The 14220-nt window shown below is 49.1% G+C and carries 18 protein-coding genes; 8 read left to right on the forward strand and 10 right to left on the reverse strand.

Going from position 1 to position 14220, the window contains the following annotated elements; genetic code table 11:
• Nucleotides 1-103: 103 nt before the first annotated feature.
• From M988_RS16565 to M988_RS16605, 8 genes are all read left to right on the forward strand, one after another.
• Nucleotides 104-643, forward strand: coding sequence for a fimbrial protein (locus M988_RS16565; RefSeq protein ID WP_064575034.1), 540 nt, complete (start codon nt 104-106; stop codon nt 641-643).
• A 127-nt stretch (nt 644-770) separates the two neighbouring features.
• Complete coding sequence (pefC, locus tag M988_RS16570) at nt 771-3257, forward strand: PefC/AfrB family outer membrane usher protein (protein WP_061059190.1); 2487 nt, start codon at nt 771-773, stop codon at nt 3255-3257.
• Entirely contained in the window at nt 3250-3951 is a 702-nt protein-coding gene (locus M988_RS16575) for a fimbrial chaperone (RefSeq protein ID WP_064575035.1), read from the forward strand. The genes pefC and M988_RS16575 overlap by 8 nt, the downstream gene beginning before the upstream one ends.
• Nucleotides 3938-4462, forward strand: coding sequence for a hypothetical protein (locus tag M988_RS16580; RefSeq protein ID WP_064575037.1), 525 nt, complete (start codon nt 3938-3940; stop codon nt 4460-4462). Before M988_RS16575 ends, M988_RS16580 begins: the two co-directional genes overlap by 14 nt.
• 525 nt (nt 4463-4987) lie before the next feature.
• Nucleotides 4988-6061, forward strand: a complete 1074-nt coding sequence (locus M988_RS16590) for a hypothetical protein (RefSeq protein ID WP_064575041.1) — start codon at nt 4988-4990, stop codon at nt 6059-6061.
• A gap of 519 nt (nt 6062-6580) precedes the next feature.
• On the forward strand, nt 6581-7522 hold the full coding sequence (locus M988_RS16595; RefSeq protein ID WP_064575043.1) for a hypothetical protein: 942 nt from the start codon (nt 6581-6583) through the stop codon (nt 7520-7522).
• A gap of 55 nt (nt 7523-7577) precedes the next feature.
• On the forward strand, nt 7578-8114 hold the full coding sequence (locus M988_RS16600; RefSeq protein ID WP_156518187.1) for a fimbrial protein: 537 nt from the start codon (nt 7578-7580) through the stop codon (nt 8112-8114).
• A gap of 220 nt (nt 8115-8334) precedes the next feature.
• Nucleotides 8335-9039, forward strand: a complete 705-nt coding sequence (locus M988_RS16605) for a CZB domain-containing protein (protein WP_008815084.1) — start codon at nt 8335-8337, stop codon at nt 9037-9039.
• Between the two features lie 689 nt (nt 9040-9728).
• Here the strand turns inward: M988_RS16605 and M988_RS16610 are convergent.
• From M988_RS16610 to M988_RS16650, 10 genes are all read right to left on the reverse strand, one after another.
• Nucleotides 9729-10052 (reverse strand): TA system toxin CbtA family protein, encoded by a 324-nt coding sequence (locus M988_RS16610; protein ID WP_000698542.1) that lies wholly within the window; start codon nt 10050-10052, stop codon nt 9729-9731.
• 20 nt (nt 10053-10072) lie between these two features.
• Entirely contained in the window at nt 10073-10390 is a 318-nt protein-coding gene (locus tag M988_RS16615) for a type IV toxin-antitoxin system YeeU family antitoxin (RefSeq protein ID WP_000065326.1), read from the reverse strand.
• An 18-nt stretch (nt 10391-10408) separates the two neighbouring features.
• Nucleotides 10409-10630: a DUF987 domain-containing protein gene (locus M988_RS22515; protein ID WP_000691995.1), complete on the reverse strand. Its 222-nt coding sequence runs from the start codon at nt 10628-10630 to the stop codon at nt 10409-10411.
• A gap of 8 nt (nt 10631-10638) precedes the next feature.
• Nucleotides 10639-11115, reverse strand: a complete 477-nt coding sequence (locus tag M988_RS16620; RefSeq protein WP_000811694.1) for a JAB domain-containing protein — start codon at nt 11113-11115, stop codon at nt 10639-10641.
• Between the two features lie 15 nt (nt 11116-11130).
• Complete coding sequence (locus M988_RS16625; protein WP_016538084.1) at nt 11131-11589, reverse strand: antirestriction protein; 459 nt, start codon at nt 11587-11589, stop codon at nt 11131-11133.
• An 85-nt stretch (nt 11590-11674) separates the two neighbouring features.
• Complete coding sequence (locus M988_RS16630) at nt 11675-11911, reverse strand: DUF905 domain-containing protein (RefSeq protein ID WP_000004273.1); 237 nt, start codon at nt 11909-11911, stop codon at nt 11675-11677.
• A gap of 77 nt (nt 11912-11988) precedes the next feature.
• Nucleotides 11989-12399 carry a hypothetical protein gene (locus M988_RS16635; RefSeq protein ID WP_000912997.1) on the reverse strand — a complete coding sequence of 137 codons (411 nt, stop codon included), beginning with the start codon at nt 12397-12399 and terminating at the stop codon, nt 11989-11991.
• A 66-nt stretch (nt 12400-12465) separates the two neighbouring features.
• Nucleotides 12466-12903 (reverse strand): hypothetical protein, encoded by a 438-nt coding sequence (locus tag M988_RS16640; protein WP_024198335.1) that lies wholly within the window; start codon nt 12901-12903, stop codon nt 12466-12468.
• 41 nt (nt 12904-12944) lie between these two features.
• Nucleotides 12945-13481: a DUF4339 domain-containing protein gene (locus tag M988_RS16645; protein ID WP_000219797.1), complete on the reverse strand. Its 537-nt coding sequence runs from the start codon at nt 13479-13481 to the stop codon at nt 12945-12947.
• A 25-nt stretch (nt 13482-13506) separates the two neighbouring features.
• A complete protein-coding gene (locus M988_RS16650; protein WP_024198336.1) occupies nt 13507-14217 on the reverse strand; it encodes a hypothetical protein in 711 nt (236 codons plus the stop codon).
• Nucleotides 14218-14220: the final 3 nt, after the last annotated feature.

Raw genomic sequence — 14220 nt, forward strand, 5'->3', positions numbered from 1 at the left:
CTCAAGGTTGGAGCAAGCGCCATCATCAAGGGAAAGTTGTATTTATTAATAATTACACTGACAGACTGTCGTACCTATATCAATACTTATTAAGGATAAAGCAATGAAAAAGAATTTACTGACTGTTTCTGCTCTGGCTCTGGCTGTGATGTCCGGTTCTGCAATGGCGGCTGTAAACGGGGGAGATATCCAATTCTTGGGTACCGTAACTGACACCACTTGTGACATCGTAGCGGAATCCAATGGTGCGGTAAGCAACGTGATTCAGTTGGGCAATGTCAAAGTGAAGGCAACTGGCACCGATCATGAAGGTAGCGTTATTGATTTTGCCCTGAAACCGAAAGCCGGCGCTACTTGTACATTCACTGGTTTGACTAATGCTACTTTCGCGTTCACTGGTAACCTGGATGCTAACGGCCTGACCAATCAGGGCGGGAGCGCAACTGGCGCCTACGCAAAACTGAAATCGGTGAACGCCAATACTCCAGGTGACATTACTTCTACTGCCAACACAGCAGAAGTTGCCGTAACCAACTTGGCTAACGCTACCAGCGACGGCGCGAAATTCAGCGCACAGCTGATTGGTGACACTACTCCGGGTGACTACCGCTCTGCTGTGGCTTACGTGGTGTCCTACCAGTAATCCTCTTTAGATATCCATACAGGTCCTGCCTGCACACAACTCTGTTCTGTGCGTGCTCGGCAGGGCCTTTTATCAGTCTATGCTGTTTTTTTGTTTTGTTCTTTATTTGCTCTGAAGGCAGGTCTGCGTGAACACAAAACTATATACAAAAATAAAACAACCTGCGCTGTCTCTTCTAGCTCTGAGCATTTGTTCTTCCTTTGCATCTGCCACGGAACTCAATACGGCATTCCTGCAAGGAACCACGGATGTTCCTTCGGTTCTAAAGGACGGGGTGAAATATCCTGCAGGTCAGTACTATATCGACGTTTCTCTCAACGGCGCTCGAATCGGACGAACGGAGCTCACCATCAGTCCAGATGATGAGCAGACAGGCCTGCTTTGTCTCAGTCCAGAGTGGCTGCAGAATGCCGGCATCTTCTTTAAGCCGGAAGCGTATCAGGACACCTTTGACACTGTCCGAGGGTGCTACCAGTTGGGACGTAAGGACAGCACAAAAGTCAGTTTTGACCTCGGCAGTCAGTCCCTAGATTTCGGTATTCCTCAAGCTTGGTTGGCAGAAAAAAACGATGCCTCACGCTGGGATTATGGCATCAGTGGTCTACGCCTGAAGTATAACGGTAACTTTAACCAAAACGTTCAGACTCGAAACAACAACGGGTATGGGGATGATTCCCTTAATGCCTATGGCAGCTTCAATACCAGTTTGAATGTCGGTCGCTGGATTTTATCCAGTGACATGAACGCGGCTCGAAACGCAGGGATAAGTGAGTTCACCACGAATGACCTCACACTATCCACGGCCATCAGTCAAATTAAAGGCGACCTGTTGCTAGGACGATCGCAGACGAAGACTGAGTTATTCAATGATTTCGGGTTTTATGGCGCCGCCCTGCGATCCAACAGCAATATGCGCTCATGGCAAACACGGGGTTACGCGCCGGTCATCACGGGTGTCGCTTCCTCAGCATCCCGAATCACAGTATCTCAAGGGGGATACACCATTTATTCTCGCGTAGTGCCATCAGGGCCGTATCGGCTCGATGACATTAATTCCACCAGTAACGGAAATCTGGTGGTAACCGTGGAGGATAATAGCGGGCATAAAACTGTAACTGAATACCCGGTAGCCACCCTGCCTTCTCTTCTGCGACCAGGGGACTATAACTACAACCTAGCCGTTGGGCAGCGAAACGATTCCAACCGTCTGAGTGAGGCGTTCTCCTCCGGTAATGGCACCTTTGGTCTGGCTAGCCTTGACTGGGGGCTATCGTCCACCACCCTCAATATGGCCACTCTGCTGCACAGTGGTTATCAGGCAGCAGGCATAGGCGTTACGCAATCTATGGGGATGTGGGGCGCGCTGGCACTGAGCGTTAACGGCTCGCGAGCTGAATATGATGATGGCTCCCGCCGCCAAGGCGTAAGTGCTACGGCGAAGTATGCCAAAAGTTTTACCAACAAAACGGATATTCAACTGCTGACGTACCGTTATCAGAGCCCTGGGTATACCGAGTTTGCAAGTTGGGATCCTAAATACGGCGACCGTCGTAAAATTTACGACCCAGACGGGCTTGGGCTGAATGACCATTATGTCTGGTTTGACGGCCGGGAAAAAGCACGTTACGAAGCCCGCCTATCCCACCGGATGGACAATATTTATGTGAGTGGATCGTTCTGGCAGCAGTCTTACTGGAATCGTGACAAAGATGCCATCGGTGCTTCACTGTCTGCCAGTACCACCATTCTGGACGGTATATCACTGTACCTCAGTGGCAACTATTCTCGTAGTGCTTGGTCAACGACGGATGAATATTCAGGCTCTCTGGGCGTGAGTATCCCGTTCACTCTGGGGGGAGTACGTCACTATAGTAGTAATTCGGTGGGCTACAGCCGATACAGTGGGACCTCGTTTAATACCAGCACCTCAGCCACCTTGAATGAACGTCTGAACTACAGCGTCAACGCGGGGACGGATGAGCGCAGTAATAATACCGCAGGCGCCTCCGTTAGCTATGCCTTTGACCGCATGCAGACCAACTTGGCCGTGTCGAAAAGCCGAGACACGACCACGTTATCTGGGAATGTCTCTGGCTCAGCAATTGCCACTGCACCTACAGGTCTCCTGCTGACCAAAGAATCGTCCGATACCGTGGCGGTGGTTAGGATTAAAGATACCCCTGGGGTGACCTTTAACGGCTCACTGCCCACCAACGGCAATGGGAGTACGGTGCTGTACCTGACTGGATACAACCCGACCAACATCAGCATCAATCCAGAAAACGTCCCAGATAGCGCGGAACTGCTTAATACGTCCTATGAAGTGGTACCGACAGAGAAAGCGATTATCTATCGGGAGTTCGGTTTCCAGAATGTGCAGCGTTACATCGTTCGAGTGCGGGATGCGCAGGGCAATGTACTGACCGGAGGTAGTGCAACTACCGAACAGGGGCTGGATGCAGGATTCATTACTAATAATGGCGTGTTACTGATGAACCTATTGGCTACGCCGAAAACCATTACTGTCAGCCAGAGCAACGGGAAGCAATGCCGCTTCAGCGCGTCTGGTCTGAAAGAAAATATCGTTACCGTTCAGGAGATACGTTGTGAATAACAGAAAGAAAGTATTACTGCGCACGGTGCTGGCGGCTGTGCTAGGCACTACGCTGGTCAGCTCAGCCATGGCGGCCTTCACTCTGAACGGAACGCGGTTTATCTATGAAGAGGGGAAAAAGAATATCTCCTTTGAGGTGAGCAGCAGTTCTCAGGAGACCTATGGCGGCCAGGTGTGGATTGACAATGTGTCACAGAATAAAGCGGATGTGTTTATGGTTCCATCTCCGCCGTTCTTTAAGGTGGGGCCTCAAGGGAAACAGATAGTCCGTTTGATGAATGTAAACCCAGCATTACCCTCTGACCGAGAATCCCTGTTTCGCTTGAACGTTCAGGAAATTCCGCCAAAGCAAAAGGAGACCGACGGTAGTGTACTGGCGATTGCCATGAACACTCAGGTCAAACTGATTTACCGCCCCAAATCGCTAACTGATGGGCGCAAAGAGGCGGAAAAACAGCTGACCTTAGTCAGTCGAGACGGGAGCGTATGGATAAAAAACCCGACACCGTATTACTTCGCGGTGACGAAGGTAAAAAGCCAAGGGAAAGAGGTGAAGCTGAGTAGTGAAGCCCAGCGTGCGCTGGCACAACTTGCGCCTTATTCTGAGGCCAGCACGGGGCACAGTGGCCTAAACGAGGTCAGTGTGGAGGCGCTTAATGACTGGGGCGGGGCGGTGAGTTATGACGTTAAATAAAGCCGCCTTACTGGTGTTCTCTTCTTCGCTCGTCCTGCTGATGGCATGGCTGCCATCAGCACGGGCAGCAACATCATCGGCCACGGTGACACTGAAAGCAACGTTCACCGCCCCACCCTGTACGCTGACGGTGCCACCCACGGTACATCTGGGCAGTCTGCTGAATGGGACGCAGAGTTATAACCCGGTGAAGATAGATATCAATTGCCCGATCCCCACGAATACGGTGATTTACGGGGAACAGATTGGCAGCGCGATGGTGGGAGGTAACGCCTCACGGATGGAAATGACTGGGCCTGCAGGTGTTACCGGTACACCGGCACAATTCTGGCTGAGTACGGCGGGGAAAGAGATTGACCTGACTGGGGATGGAGCGACAGATACAACCAAGGGTTTTTGTGCGGGAACGGACAACCGAAGCTGCACACTGACGCCATCCACCGTTGTAGTACCGGACACGCCCCGGGGACAGACCACGGCCACCGTGCGGTTCAGCGTGATGTATCCGTGATGGTGTTTCAAAAGAACTGGGACAAGAGAGTAATGAAAAGGAATAAATAGATATGCGGCGCAGTACTAACGTTGCTGATTTTATCTTCTCCAGCAACCCGTGCAGTCTGGACATATGAACGTACACTGAAAGACGGAAACACCAGTGTCGTTGGGAGAACATTCACTATCGCTGCATCTGGCTCCGGAACATTATGGGTGGGAAATACCACAATCAGTCAAAACGGGATTACCAAAACAGCCGATTCGCAGTCAGCGAATCTTGCAGCCTATGCGAATGATGATGTAATAAAAAATGCAACGGGAAGCTCTTTCGTAAAACGTTTTGTTAACCGAGGGGATAGTGCTCTGAGCCACACTGTCTTCCGCCACGCTGACGTTAAACTGAATGAAAAGACAATTTCGGTCGAGTAAAGATAATAAAACGAGGGAAAATCAGCAGGTCTCGATATTTTCCTGTTGTAGTCAATTAAATACAAATAATACGTTTTATCCTGCATAATAATTAAAGCCAGAGAATAACTAAATGAAAAATACCTTTCAGTCATTTAAAGCATTCAACTTACTGTTATCTGTATTGTCCTGTACAGGGGTATATACAACTTTTTCTGGTGTAGCGAGTGCTGCTGCAGGCTCGCTGGAGTTTCGATGTGAAGCTCCGATTTCTGATACCATATACAACTGGAACGATGTCTGGTTTCAGGTTAATGGAGCACATGAAATACTTCCTAACCGGCAATATATACCGGAAGCCAGTATTATATCCGCAGAATTAAGTGACAGTGATAATGGACAACCATTATCCGGTGGGATTATCACCACGTCCCTAACCGACCTGACAGAAAGATATGGTGCGATCGCAAAGCCCTACACTCATGTAACTATTAAAGATGCCATACTGAATGTATATACGAAATGGAATCCGATATCACCACCCTATCAAACGATCGATGGTAATAACTTAAGCTTTCAATATTATGGCGGATCAACGATCTTTTTGGTTCCTGGTGCTGGTTATCCAGAGGGATTAGGCAACGGTAGAATTGAAGTAATGGTACTTTCCAGCGGGCCAGGAAGTCAACCACACTTGGTGGATGTGGCTGATGAATCAGTCCAGATGAAAAATCTGAAGCTTATTTATAAAATATCATATCAAGGTGGGCTTTTTAAAATACTCAGACAAAATAATTTCAGCTTTAGCCAATGGGTTAGCCCCAACCTAACGGTATCATGTTCGCGTGTAGCCACACCGCTGACATTCACGGTCACGAATGAAATCAACTTCGGGAAAGTTTCAGTAGGCTCAAATGGGATAACCCGTCCACTGGATTTCACGATTACGTCACCAGTCTCCTTTGTTCCCGCAGCGTCAGTTACCTTTAACAGTCCGGAAGCTGCGGCAGATAATCAAAGTGTTGACCTGGGGGGAGGAAGTATTTATCTGAACCGTAACTCTGATGGAATGGCGGTTGAACTGGGAAAACCGGTTAAAGTTGATAATCTTAATATGCCATTTACCGTGACGCTGGATGCCAGAAATGCAAAAATTGATAACTTAGAATCCACGGCAATCATTAACATCCTGCTGCAGCTGGATTGATTATTCTTTTTCTGATGCTGGACATATTTGATCTGAAAATTCCGAATTAAGGGAATGCAGGCATTGACCATGTCATATCGATTGTTAATATTTTTATTATTTCCATCATTTCCATCATTTATGACAACTGTTGACACACTGCATTTTATCGGATCTGTTAATGCGTTTCGACAGCAACCAAACCACCGGCGATAAAATTCTTCTGGGTGGGGGTAAAAGTATCAATTCAGGACGCATATGGCCATCCTGTTCCCCTGAATTCAGATGTGCCTATCACCACGGGAGCGAAGGGCAAATACGTGTTTGTGCTCGACTCTACTGGAGTCATCCCCGGAAACGCTACGACGAATGTCACTGTCACACTCACAGTGAATTGACTCTTTTGTCGCCCGTGTTGACGCTCAACTCACCACTCACCACGGGCTCTGCTACGTTGTGGGCAGGTCATTTCTACGGAGGAAGACATAAACTTAATATATCCAAAGAAGAATAACATGTTTATTAATAAGGTGGTATTAAGTGCAATATATAAGGTTTTTCCTGATTTCTTTGTGCTCTGTGTCTGTAACTTCATATGCTGATACAGATTTTAACTGCACGCCAGTCTTGGCCGAAATTAAAGGCTCTGTATATGAAGCTAATGTTTACAGACAGGTAAATATAGGTCCTTACACAAATGAACTGACATTTGTTTCGTCAACTATACCCGGCAGTGCTGACCTTACTGCGTTGAAAGAAGCAATCAAACTCGCATTTACTTCAAGCAACTGGGTGAAATTTAATGACAATGTTACCTTTTCTGCAATCAATTATGTGCCCGGCACCTATACATTCAATGTGGGTTCACATAGTAATTTCAATCTGTTTGTCGCTAATAATCAGGCAAATATAGCCCTCCCCGGCAGTGGGAGTTATGTGATGCATTCGTGGACTACCATGAACCTAAACCCAGTAAGAGTGGCACTACCGACGCTACTCAATGGGCAATTTACTGTTCAGGCTAATGGGTTACTGGGCTATTTTTTTGTTTACCAGGGGCTAGCGACAGAGAGGCGATTTGATATCCCCGTTGCTTATAATTGCACGGCAACTTCATCGCCATCTTTAGTCATCAACCCGACTGAAATCGATTTTGGCACAGTAAACGCATCTTCGGATACAGCTGCGACAGTAGAACGTACACTTACGGTTACCGTGGCTCAGGCAGGTGTCAGTGGTCAGGTTGGAATAGAATTTATAAATCCTGATGTTATCGACAGCACGAAAATCCCTATGGGCTCTAGCTATATTGAGATACTCAATCCAACAAACAGCGTTGCGGTTCGTGTCAGTACAGTTTCGGGACAAAACGGTTTACTGTTAACACGGGATAAAACGGATTTCATCATCAGGTTGCATCCGAAGATAGGGAGCTATGGTCTGAAGGAGACTACGCTGACTATCAATGTTGTCTGGATTTGATTATAGAATTGAAGGTTATTATTTTAAGTGATTCTTCTGGATTATTAATATTATCATGTTATTACTTACACGGATATTAGCATTGTGTTCGTCTTTTTTAGCGCTAAACTCAACTGCTGAAACGCTGAGTTTCATCGGCTCTGTTAATAGCACCACTTGTGATGTGAAATTAGAAGTGGGTGGTTCAGCTACTAACGTAGTTAACCTGGGTAGCGTGGGGCTTAATGCCCCACCTGACCCGTCTAATCTTGTTCATTTCAGCCTCAAACCTGATTTAACTCAGGCTGGATGTGCCGGGCTGACATCTCAAAATACAGTTACAATTTCATGGATGGGGAATTTCAACGTTGATAGTTTCGGTTTTAAGGGATTACTTGGGGCCCAATCTGGTAATGCAACCGATGCTGCTATTTATTGGACTTACGAGAGAGAGCCTTGGCCGGCCCAGTTTGTTACTCGTGATACACCTTTTATAACTATTCCGGGTGATGATTTTCTGAAGATGGGTGCACAATTCAATGTTTTACTCATACCCGGTAGACTGGCAGGGACTTTTCAATCCGCAGCAGCATACGTGATGAGCTATAACTGATGTCGCAGATATGACTTTATATTCAGTCTAGGTAAAGCAGGCCGTAGCGAGGGTATATACATTCGTCGCAGATACAGCCGTCAACGTAATGTGTAGGGCAGAGGCTAGTGGCCAATGGTAAGGTTGATAAACGCTGTGGATACAGGTTTTTTTCAAGTTTCCGGCAGGTCACGCTGTCTGGTACCGGTCAGGTCAGAGACAGAAAATGAGAACAAAATAAATGTGCGCAAACGATGATAATGAGCACGAAGGGTTTAAACATATTTACCTCGCACTGCAAGAGAAACGGACGCATATCCAATACACCACTCAGAAAGCACTCAAACTGCAGCGCTATATGCTAAATCTTGCCAGTCATCAAAAGCAGGTGGGCGAGGATGCTTATCGGGCACTCAATCACCTGTATGTCTATCGTCGACATATTGAGAAAATTCAGGCCTCGCCTGAAACCGCCCCACCGCTCAATATGAATAAAATGCTATTACTGGCCAATGAGCTTGGTTTCACCGCCGACCGTATCCAAAAAACAACGCTCGACTCGGCTAATGCGATGGCAAGGATCGCGAACAGTTTCCTGATGACCATTCTTAAGTCACAGCATTACCAGTGGCGAGAGAAAGTGTATCTGTCAGTACTGAGACGCTCAGACAATGTACCTACTGACGATGAGTTTCACTGTGCTTTAGGGCAATGGTATCACGGGGATGGTCGTCGAGATTTTGGGCATCTACCTGCGTATTCTGCACTGGGTGATGCTCACCGGAAATTACATGAAATCAGTGTGCAGTTAGCCAAAGAGGGGTTTAAGTCGATGGATTGGTCAGATATCACACAGCGACTAGATGAGTTTGAATCAGCCAGTCAACAAGTGATTTATACGATTGATAAACTGGACGAACAAATCCTTGCTTTGTTAGAGCAGTAATCACTCCGGCACAACCTTATGCATCAAAACAAAAAATCCTCTCATTGTTAAAAACCCCCAGCCATTTGCAACTGTCTGAGGGCTTTGTGGCTGTTCCATCCAAATATAGAGGCTAATCGCTAATCAAAGTTTCATGCTAATACGTAATCGAATAAAGCGAGGTATCATGCGAGATAAATGTGAATAACTGAATATCTATCCCATTATGAGGTGTTTTATATTCATCAAAAAATCGATTATGTATTTATTACCGAGCAGTATGTTGAAAACATAATAAATTTTTTACGTTGATGGCCTCAGTATAGCGTTAGATGATAGCAATGATCGATTAACATTAAAGTTTGGCTATCAAAAATCAATATTCACCGCCAAAAGCAGAAATTATGCCCGCAGTCCATTATGAAAGCATGAATGTGTGTTTAATTACCGTTGGTGATATTAACTATGTTGAGTGTGAGCTAGAAGAAGAGACTTTTGAAAATGGAGCGGGCGAAGGGGTTAGAACAACCCCGCCAATAACTTGAAAAATATAGAATTTTCAAGTTATATCTTAACTTATACCCCCAAAGATACCCCCAAAGCACAGAGGCTTTGAATTCAAGTAATTACCTTTGTCGATAAATCAGCAGGAAGCGAGATGATAGCAAATGGCAGGCATACTCGAAAGCAGCGACACCAGTAGCATCAGACTAATTACGATTTAATAAACCCAGATCGCGGCGGGCCCTCATGATATCAATATTCGTGAGATATGGCGTTTGTTCTTGCCAGCTAAACCCTCTGCGATCGATACGAACCAGTTCGTACTTTTCCACTAGAAAGTTAATGGCATTAGCGAGAGTGATACCGGCATCGAAATGTTCCTTTATAACGGTTTCATCACTGAACGGCGTATCGTTCAGGGTCAGACCATAGTGTTTTTCCAGTAGCCGTGTAAGAAGCAATTGCCAGACTGCAACGGGTGGCAGGCAGGGCTTCGCCGCCCGCGAAATTGTAGCCGGTAGAATTTTCATATTTGTTCTCGTGAAATTTGTTAGCGCTGAGTGGAATAAACAGCGACGTATACATAGCCACAACTGCCAAGGGTATCGGCTTCGCAGGTAAAACCGTTGTGGTACAGGGTGACGCAGTGGGCGTGGCGAGGATTCATTTCACCCGTGCTCAGCATGGATTCCATCCGGCTGATAAAATGCGGAAATGCCACATCCAGCTTAAGACATTCGGCATCACTGAACTTACCTGTGATACAGGCCCGGTCAGCCAGGTAGTGCAGCTGGTTGCCCTCCTGCACCAGACGTGTTCCCAGGCGCGGCGTGATATCGCGCTGCAGGCCCCAAATGATGTTGCTCATTACAGTTCTCCACAATTGTCAGTTCAGGGTGATGCTCATCAGGCAGGCATAAGGCCCGTTGCGGTCCTGGCGGCGTTCGGCGTACACAGCCAGGACTCCTGTGATATCCGGAACATCCCTGCCGGTGTAATGACAGACGCTACCGTGCCACTGATATTTTCCGGTGCAGTAGCGAAAGATTCGGGACTCAGGATGCTGGCGGTATATCGTCATTGCCCGGCGTTTACTGATAATTTTCATGTAATACCTCACAACAGACCGTGTTCTGCGAACGAATAGATTTGCCTGCCACCAACAATCAGATGGTCAGGAATACGGATATCCACCAGTTGAAGTACCTGAGTCAGTCGCTGCGTGAGGGCTTTGTCAGCCTGGCTGGGTGTCGTCTCGCCGGAAGGATGGTTATGCACCAGTATCACCGCCGCCGCATTGAAGTGCAGTGCACGTTTGACCACTTCCCGGGGATGGACCTCGGTGCGGTTAATCGTGCCACTAAAGAGCGTCTCATGGGCGATAAGCTGGTTCTGATTATCCAGATACAGCACCCGGAACTCTTCCCGCTCAAGTGCGGCCATATGCAGTCGCAACCACTCCCGAACGGCGTGAGTAGAGGTGAAGGCTACCCCTGGCTCATGCAGGTGCCGCTCCAGAGCCCTGAGCGCCCGCTGAATGAGACGCCGGTCCTGTGGCGTCATCTCGCCGGGTAAAAAGGAGAGCTGTTTCATCCTTTGTTCCTCCGTTCAGTCGATGATACGCAGAATGGCGTGAGCTTCAGGATGCTGCAGGGCATAGTCCCGCAAGCGATAATAGTGTGCGGTCATTGCGTCACACTCTGTGCGACAGGCGTGATGGCTGTATTCAATCATGCAGACCGCGATACCTGCGGCTTCCACGCTCATTTCCGCGCCATTGCCGTTCATGCTATTAAACAGATGCCATTTATCGCCACCGTCAGCATCAGGGGCCATAAACGCGCCGCCATTACTGAGCGTGTAAAAGGACCAGATACCACCGCTGTACTCATCACAAAAGCGCTCCATCCAGGCGAAAATACGCGGTTCCAGCGTTATCCACTGCGGGATAGTGCCAAAGTACAGCGGCCAGAAATCGAGACGCTGTTCGTCAGGTACTGGTGTTGCTGTAAGGGCAAATTGAGGTTCATTAGCGGGTACCAATTCGCATTGAGTTTGTGTCGTCATGGATTTTCTCCGTCAATAAAAACGCCAGCGACGATGGCTGGCGTATGGGAAATAAAGGACAGACAGGGATGATGAATGGGTGTGGTCAGGAGGAGGATGCTCTGAGCATGCCTGAGTTGCGGATATAACGGTTAAGCCCTTCACCGGCATCCGGTTCAAAGCACCACGCCCGCCAGATCATTCGACCTTCAGAGTCACGAACCACCAGGCGGAAGTGTGTGCCCTGGTCGTCTTCAATGCTGATGTTGCGATACCTGCGGGTAACCGCTTCGGCCTGCTGTCGGGTAAAAGGTCCCGGTGGCAGCATGTGAGATTCAGACATTCGATGTACCTTAAAAGCAAAAGCCCCTGACGCAGACGCGTCAGGGGCTTTGGGAATATGCGGGTGTGGGGAGATTGTCAGTAACCGGTTTGTACCTTATACAGCCGCAGGGTTTTGCTGCCCCGAACAATCTTCACATACAGGGCATTATCTTCCGCGCTGCGTACAAAACCGGCCTTCACATCGCCCTTACAGTCACCACCATCGTAAGGAACATTGATGCCGGTCTGGCGCACCAGGTCGATAATCCCGAAGCTTAAATCTTCACAGGCTGGGCCCGGCAGGTCCTGAATCAGGGCAAATTTATGGTCGTCGCTGACACCGGTCAGTGAGCACATGGACGTATTGATGTCGTTTCCCTGGCACCAGTACTCCTGGCCGGGATTGTCTTTATCCATCAGACTTGCCGGAAGCTGAGCGGCACCGGCACTGAAGGCGGCAAGTGACAGAATGAGGGCAGGTACAGCAGAGGTCATTATTTTCAGCATGGTCTTCTTCCTGAATTAATCCAGCCCGCTGTCGGGCAAAATGAGAGAGGTTGATATCGGGTGTTATCAGAAGCGCCGGTAGCGAAACAGCTCTTTGCCCTGGTAAAGTGCCACCAGGTCGTCATATTCCGGCTTCTTCTGGTTGGGTTTAAAGGTCACTACCGTGCCCGGACGGCACAGGTCTTTTACGGTGAGTCCGTATTTCTTGTCCGGAGTAATGGTGAATCCTTTCGACACATCGTTGCGCATGATAGTTATCCAGCCCCACAGGCCGCCTTCGCAGTCTTTAAAGGGTGCGGAACGCACCGTGACCATCCCGCCCAGGCGGTCAACAGACATGGCTTCGCATTTTCCGGTAACCTGACGATGCGCATCGCACCAGAAAATGTTCCCGTTGTTGTCATTAACTACAGCAGGGAGGGTCCGGTTATAAGGCTGAGCCTGAGCGCCCACACAGAGCAGAAGGCTGCCGGTAATACCCAGTACTTTAATCAGTGTTTTCATTACGTTGGTCCTAAACAGAGAAAGAATCAGGTAGCGGTCATTCAGGCCCAGACAGTCAGGGCCAGCATCAAAAGCCATACCCAGAAGTAAGCCGGTTTCTGACCGAGAGTTTTCGCCCGCCGCCACAGATAGAACGGCACCAGCCAGGCCAGTTTGCCGAACGTGGTGGTGTCCACTCCGGCCTTACGCAGGCGTCGTTCATCGAGATACCCCAGAGCAATATTGAGCAGCAGCGTGATAAACCAGTACTGCCCACCCGAGACGGCATCATATGCCTCGTCAAATGACATCCCGCTCAATCCTGCAGTCCACAACTCCAGCGCGTAGCCAATGAAGGGAGCAAATGCCAGCGTCCACACAACGCCACCCGGAATGCGGTTCCCCGGCAGCGCTGGTGGTGTGGTGCTCCGGAGCAGCGTCGAAGCCAGCGGAGTAGCGGAGACCGGCTGCCACTCTGCCATTCCCTGTCGCCACACCAGAGTGGATGCAGTCAGTTCACCGCGCATAATCAGGCTGGTGATGTCGTCTTCGGTCACATTGTCGTGGCGTATGCCATTTTTCTCGTAATGCCAGGTCATTGTTTTTCCTTCTTAACAGAGGTAATTAAATCAGTGTGTTGCCCGGCTCCTCCTCTGAGGGCCCAGGAGACAGGACTTCACGGATACAGCTGAAGTGCGGAAGGGCCCGGATAAAGCCCGCCTGTGTGGTTAACTGGCTGAGACGTTTTAGCGGGGTGAAAGTTGTATTGAGGACTGTCACCGCATGGATGGTCGCCAGTGGATGCACGGTGATATGCCCGTTAAGTTCACCGGTGAGGTACCAGCAGCCGTCGAGTGATATCAGGCGGTACGGGGCCAGTCCGTCACAGCGCTCTCCCTCAGCCAGCAGCAGTACCCGTTGGCAGGCGGTAATAGCACTGACGAGACGGTAGAACACCAGTGAGGTGGCCGGTGATATAGTCTGTGGCGGTTGCCACACCAGACAGGGCATCCCTCCTGCTGTGAGCAGCATGCCCGCCAGACGCCGGTCCAGCCCCGGAAAGATATCGGCCAGTCCGGACCGGTGAGCAAAGGTCAGCGCATCCAGCTCACCCTGTACGCCCCCACTGGTGCTGCGCAGGCGGCATTGCCCTCGTCGATACTCCAGGTCCAGATACATCAGCCGTTCGCGAAAATCCCGTCGCAGGGTACGGACTGACACACTAAACTCTGCAGCCAGCCGGGCCATGTTCAGCGTCTCACCGGCAACCAGGCGGCTGATTATCAGTGACAGCCTGACAGCCAGTCGGTCGTGACGGCGCTCTGCCTGTGTTATCTC

The sequence above is a fragment of the Hafnia paralvei ATCC 29927 genome (assembly GCF_001655005.1).
GTDB classification, from domain to species: domain Bacteria; phylum Pseudomonadota; class Gammaproteobacteria; order Enterobacterales; family Enterobacteriaceae; genus Hafnia; species Hafnia paralvei.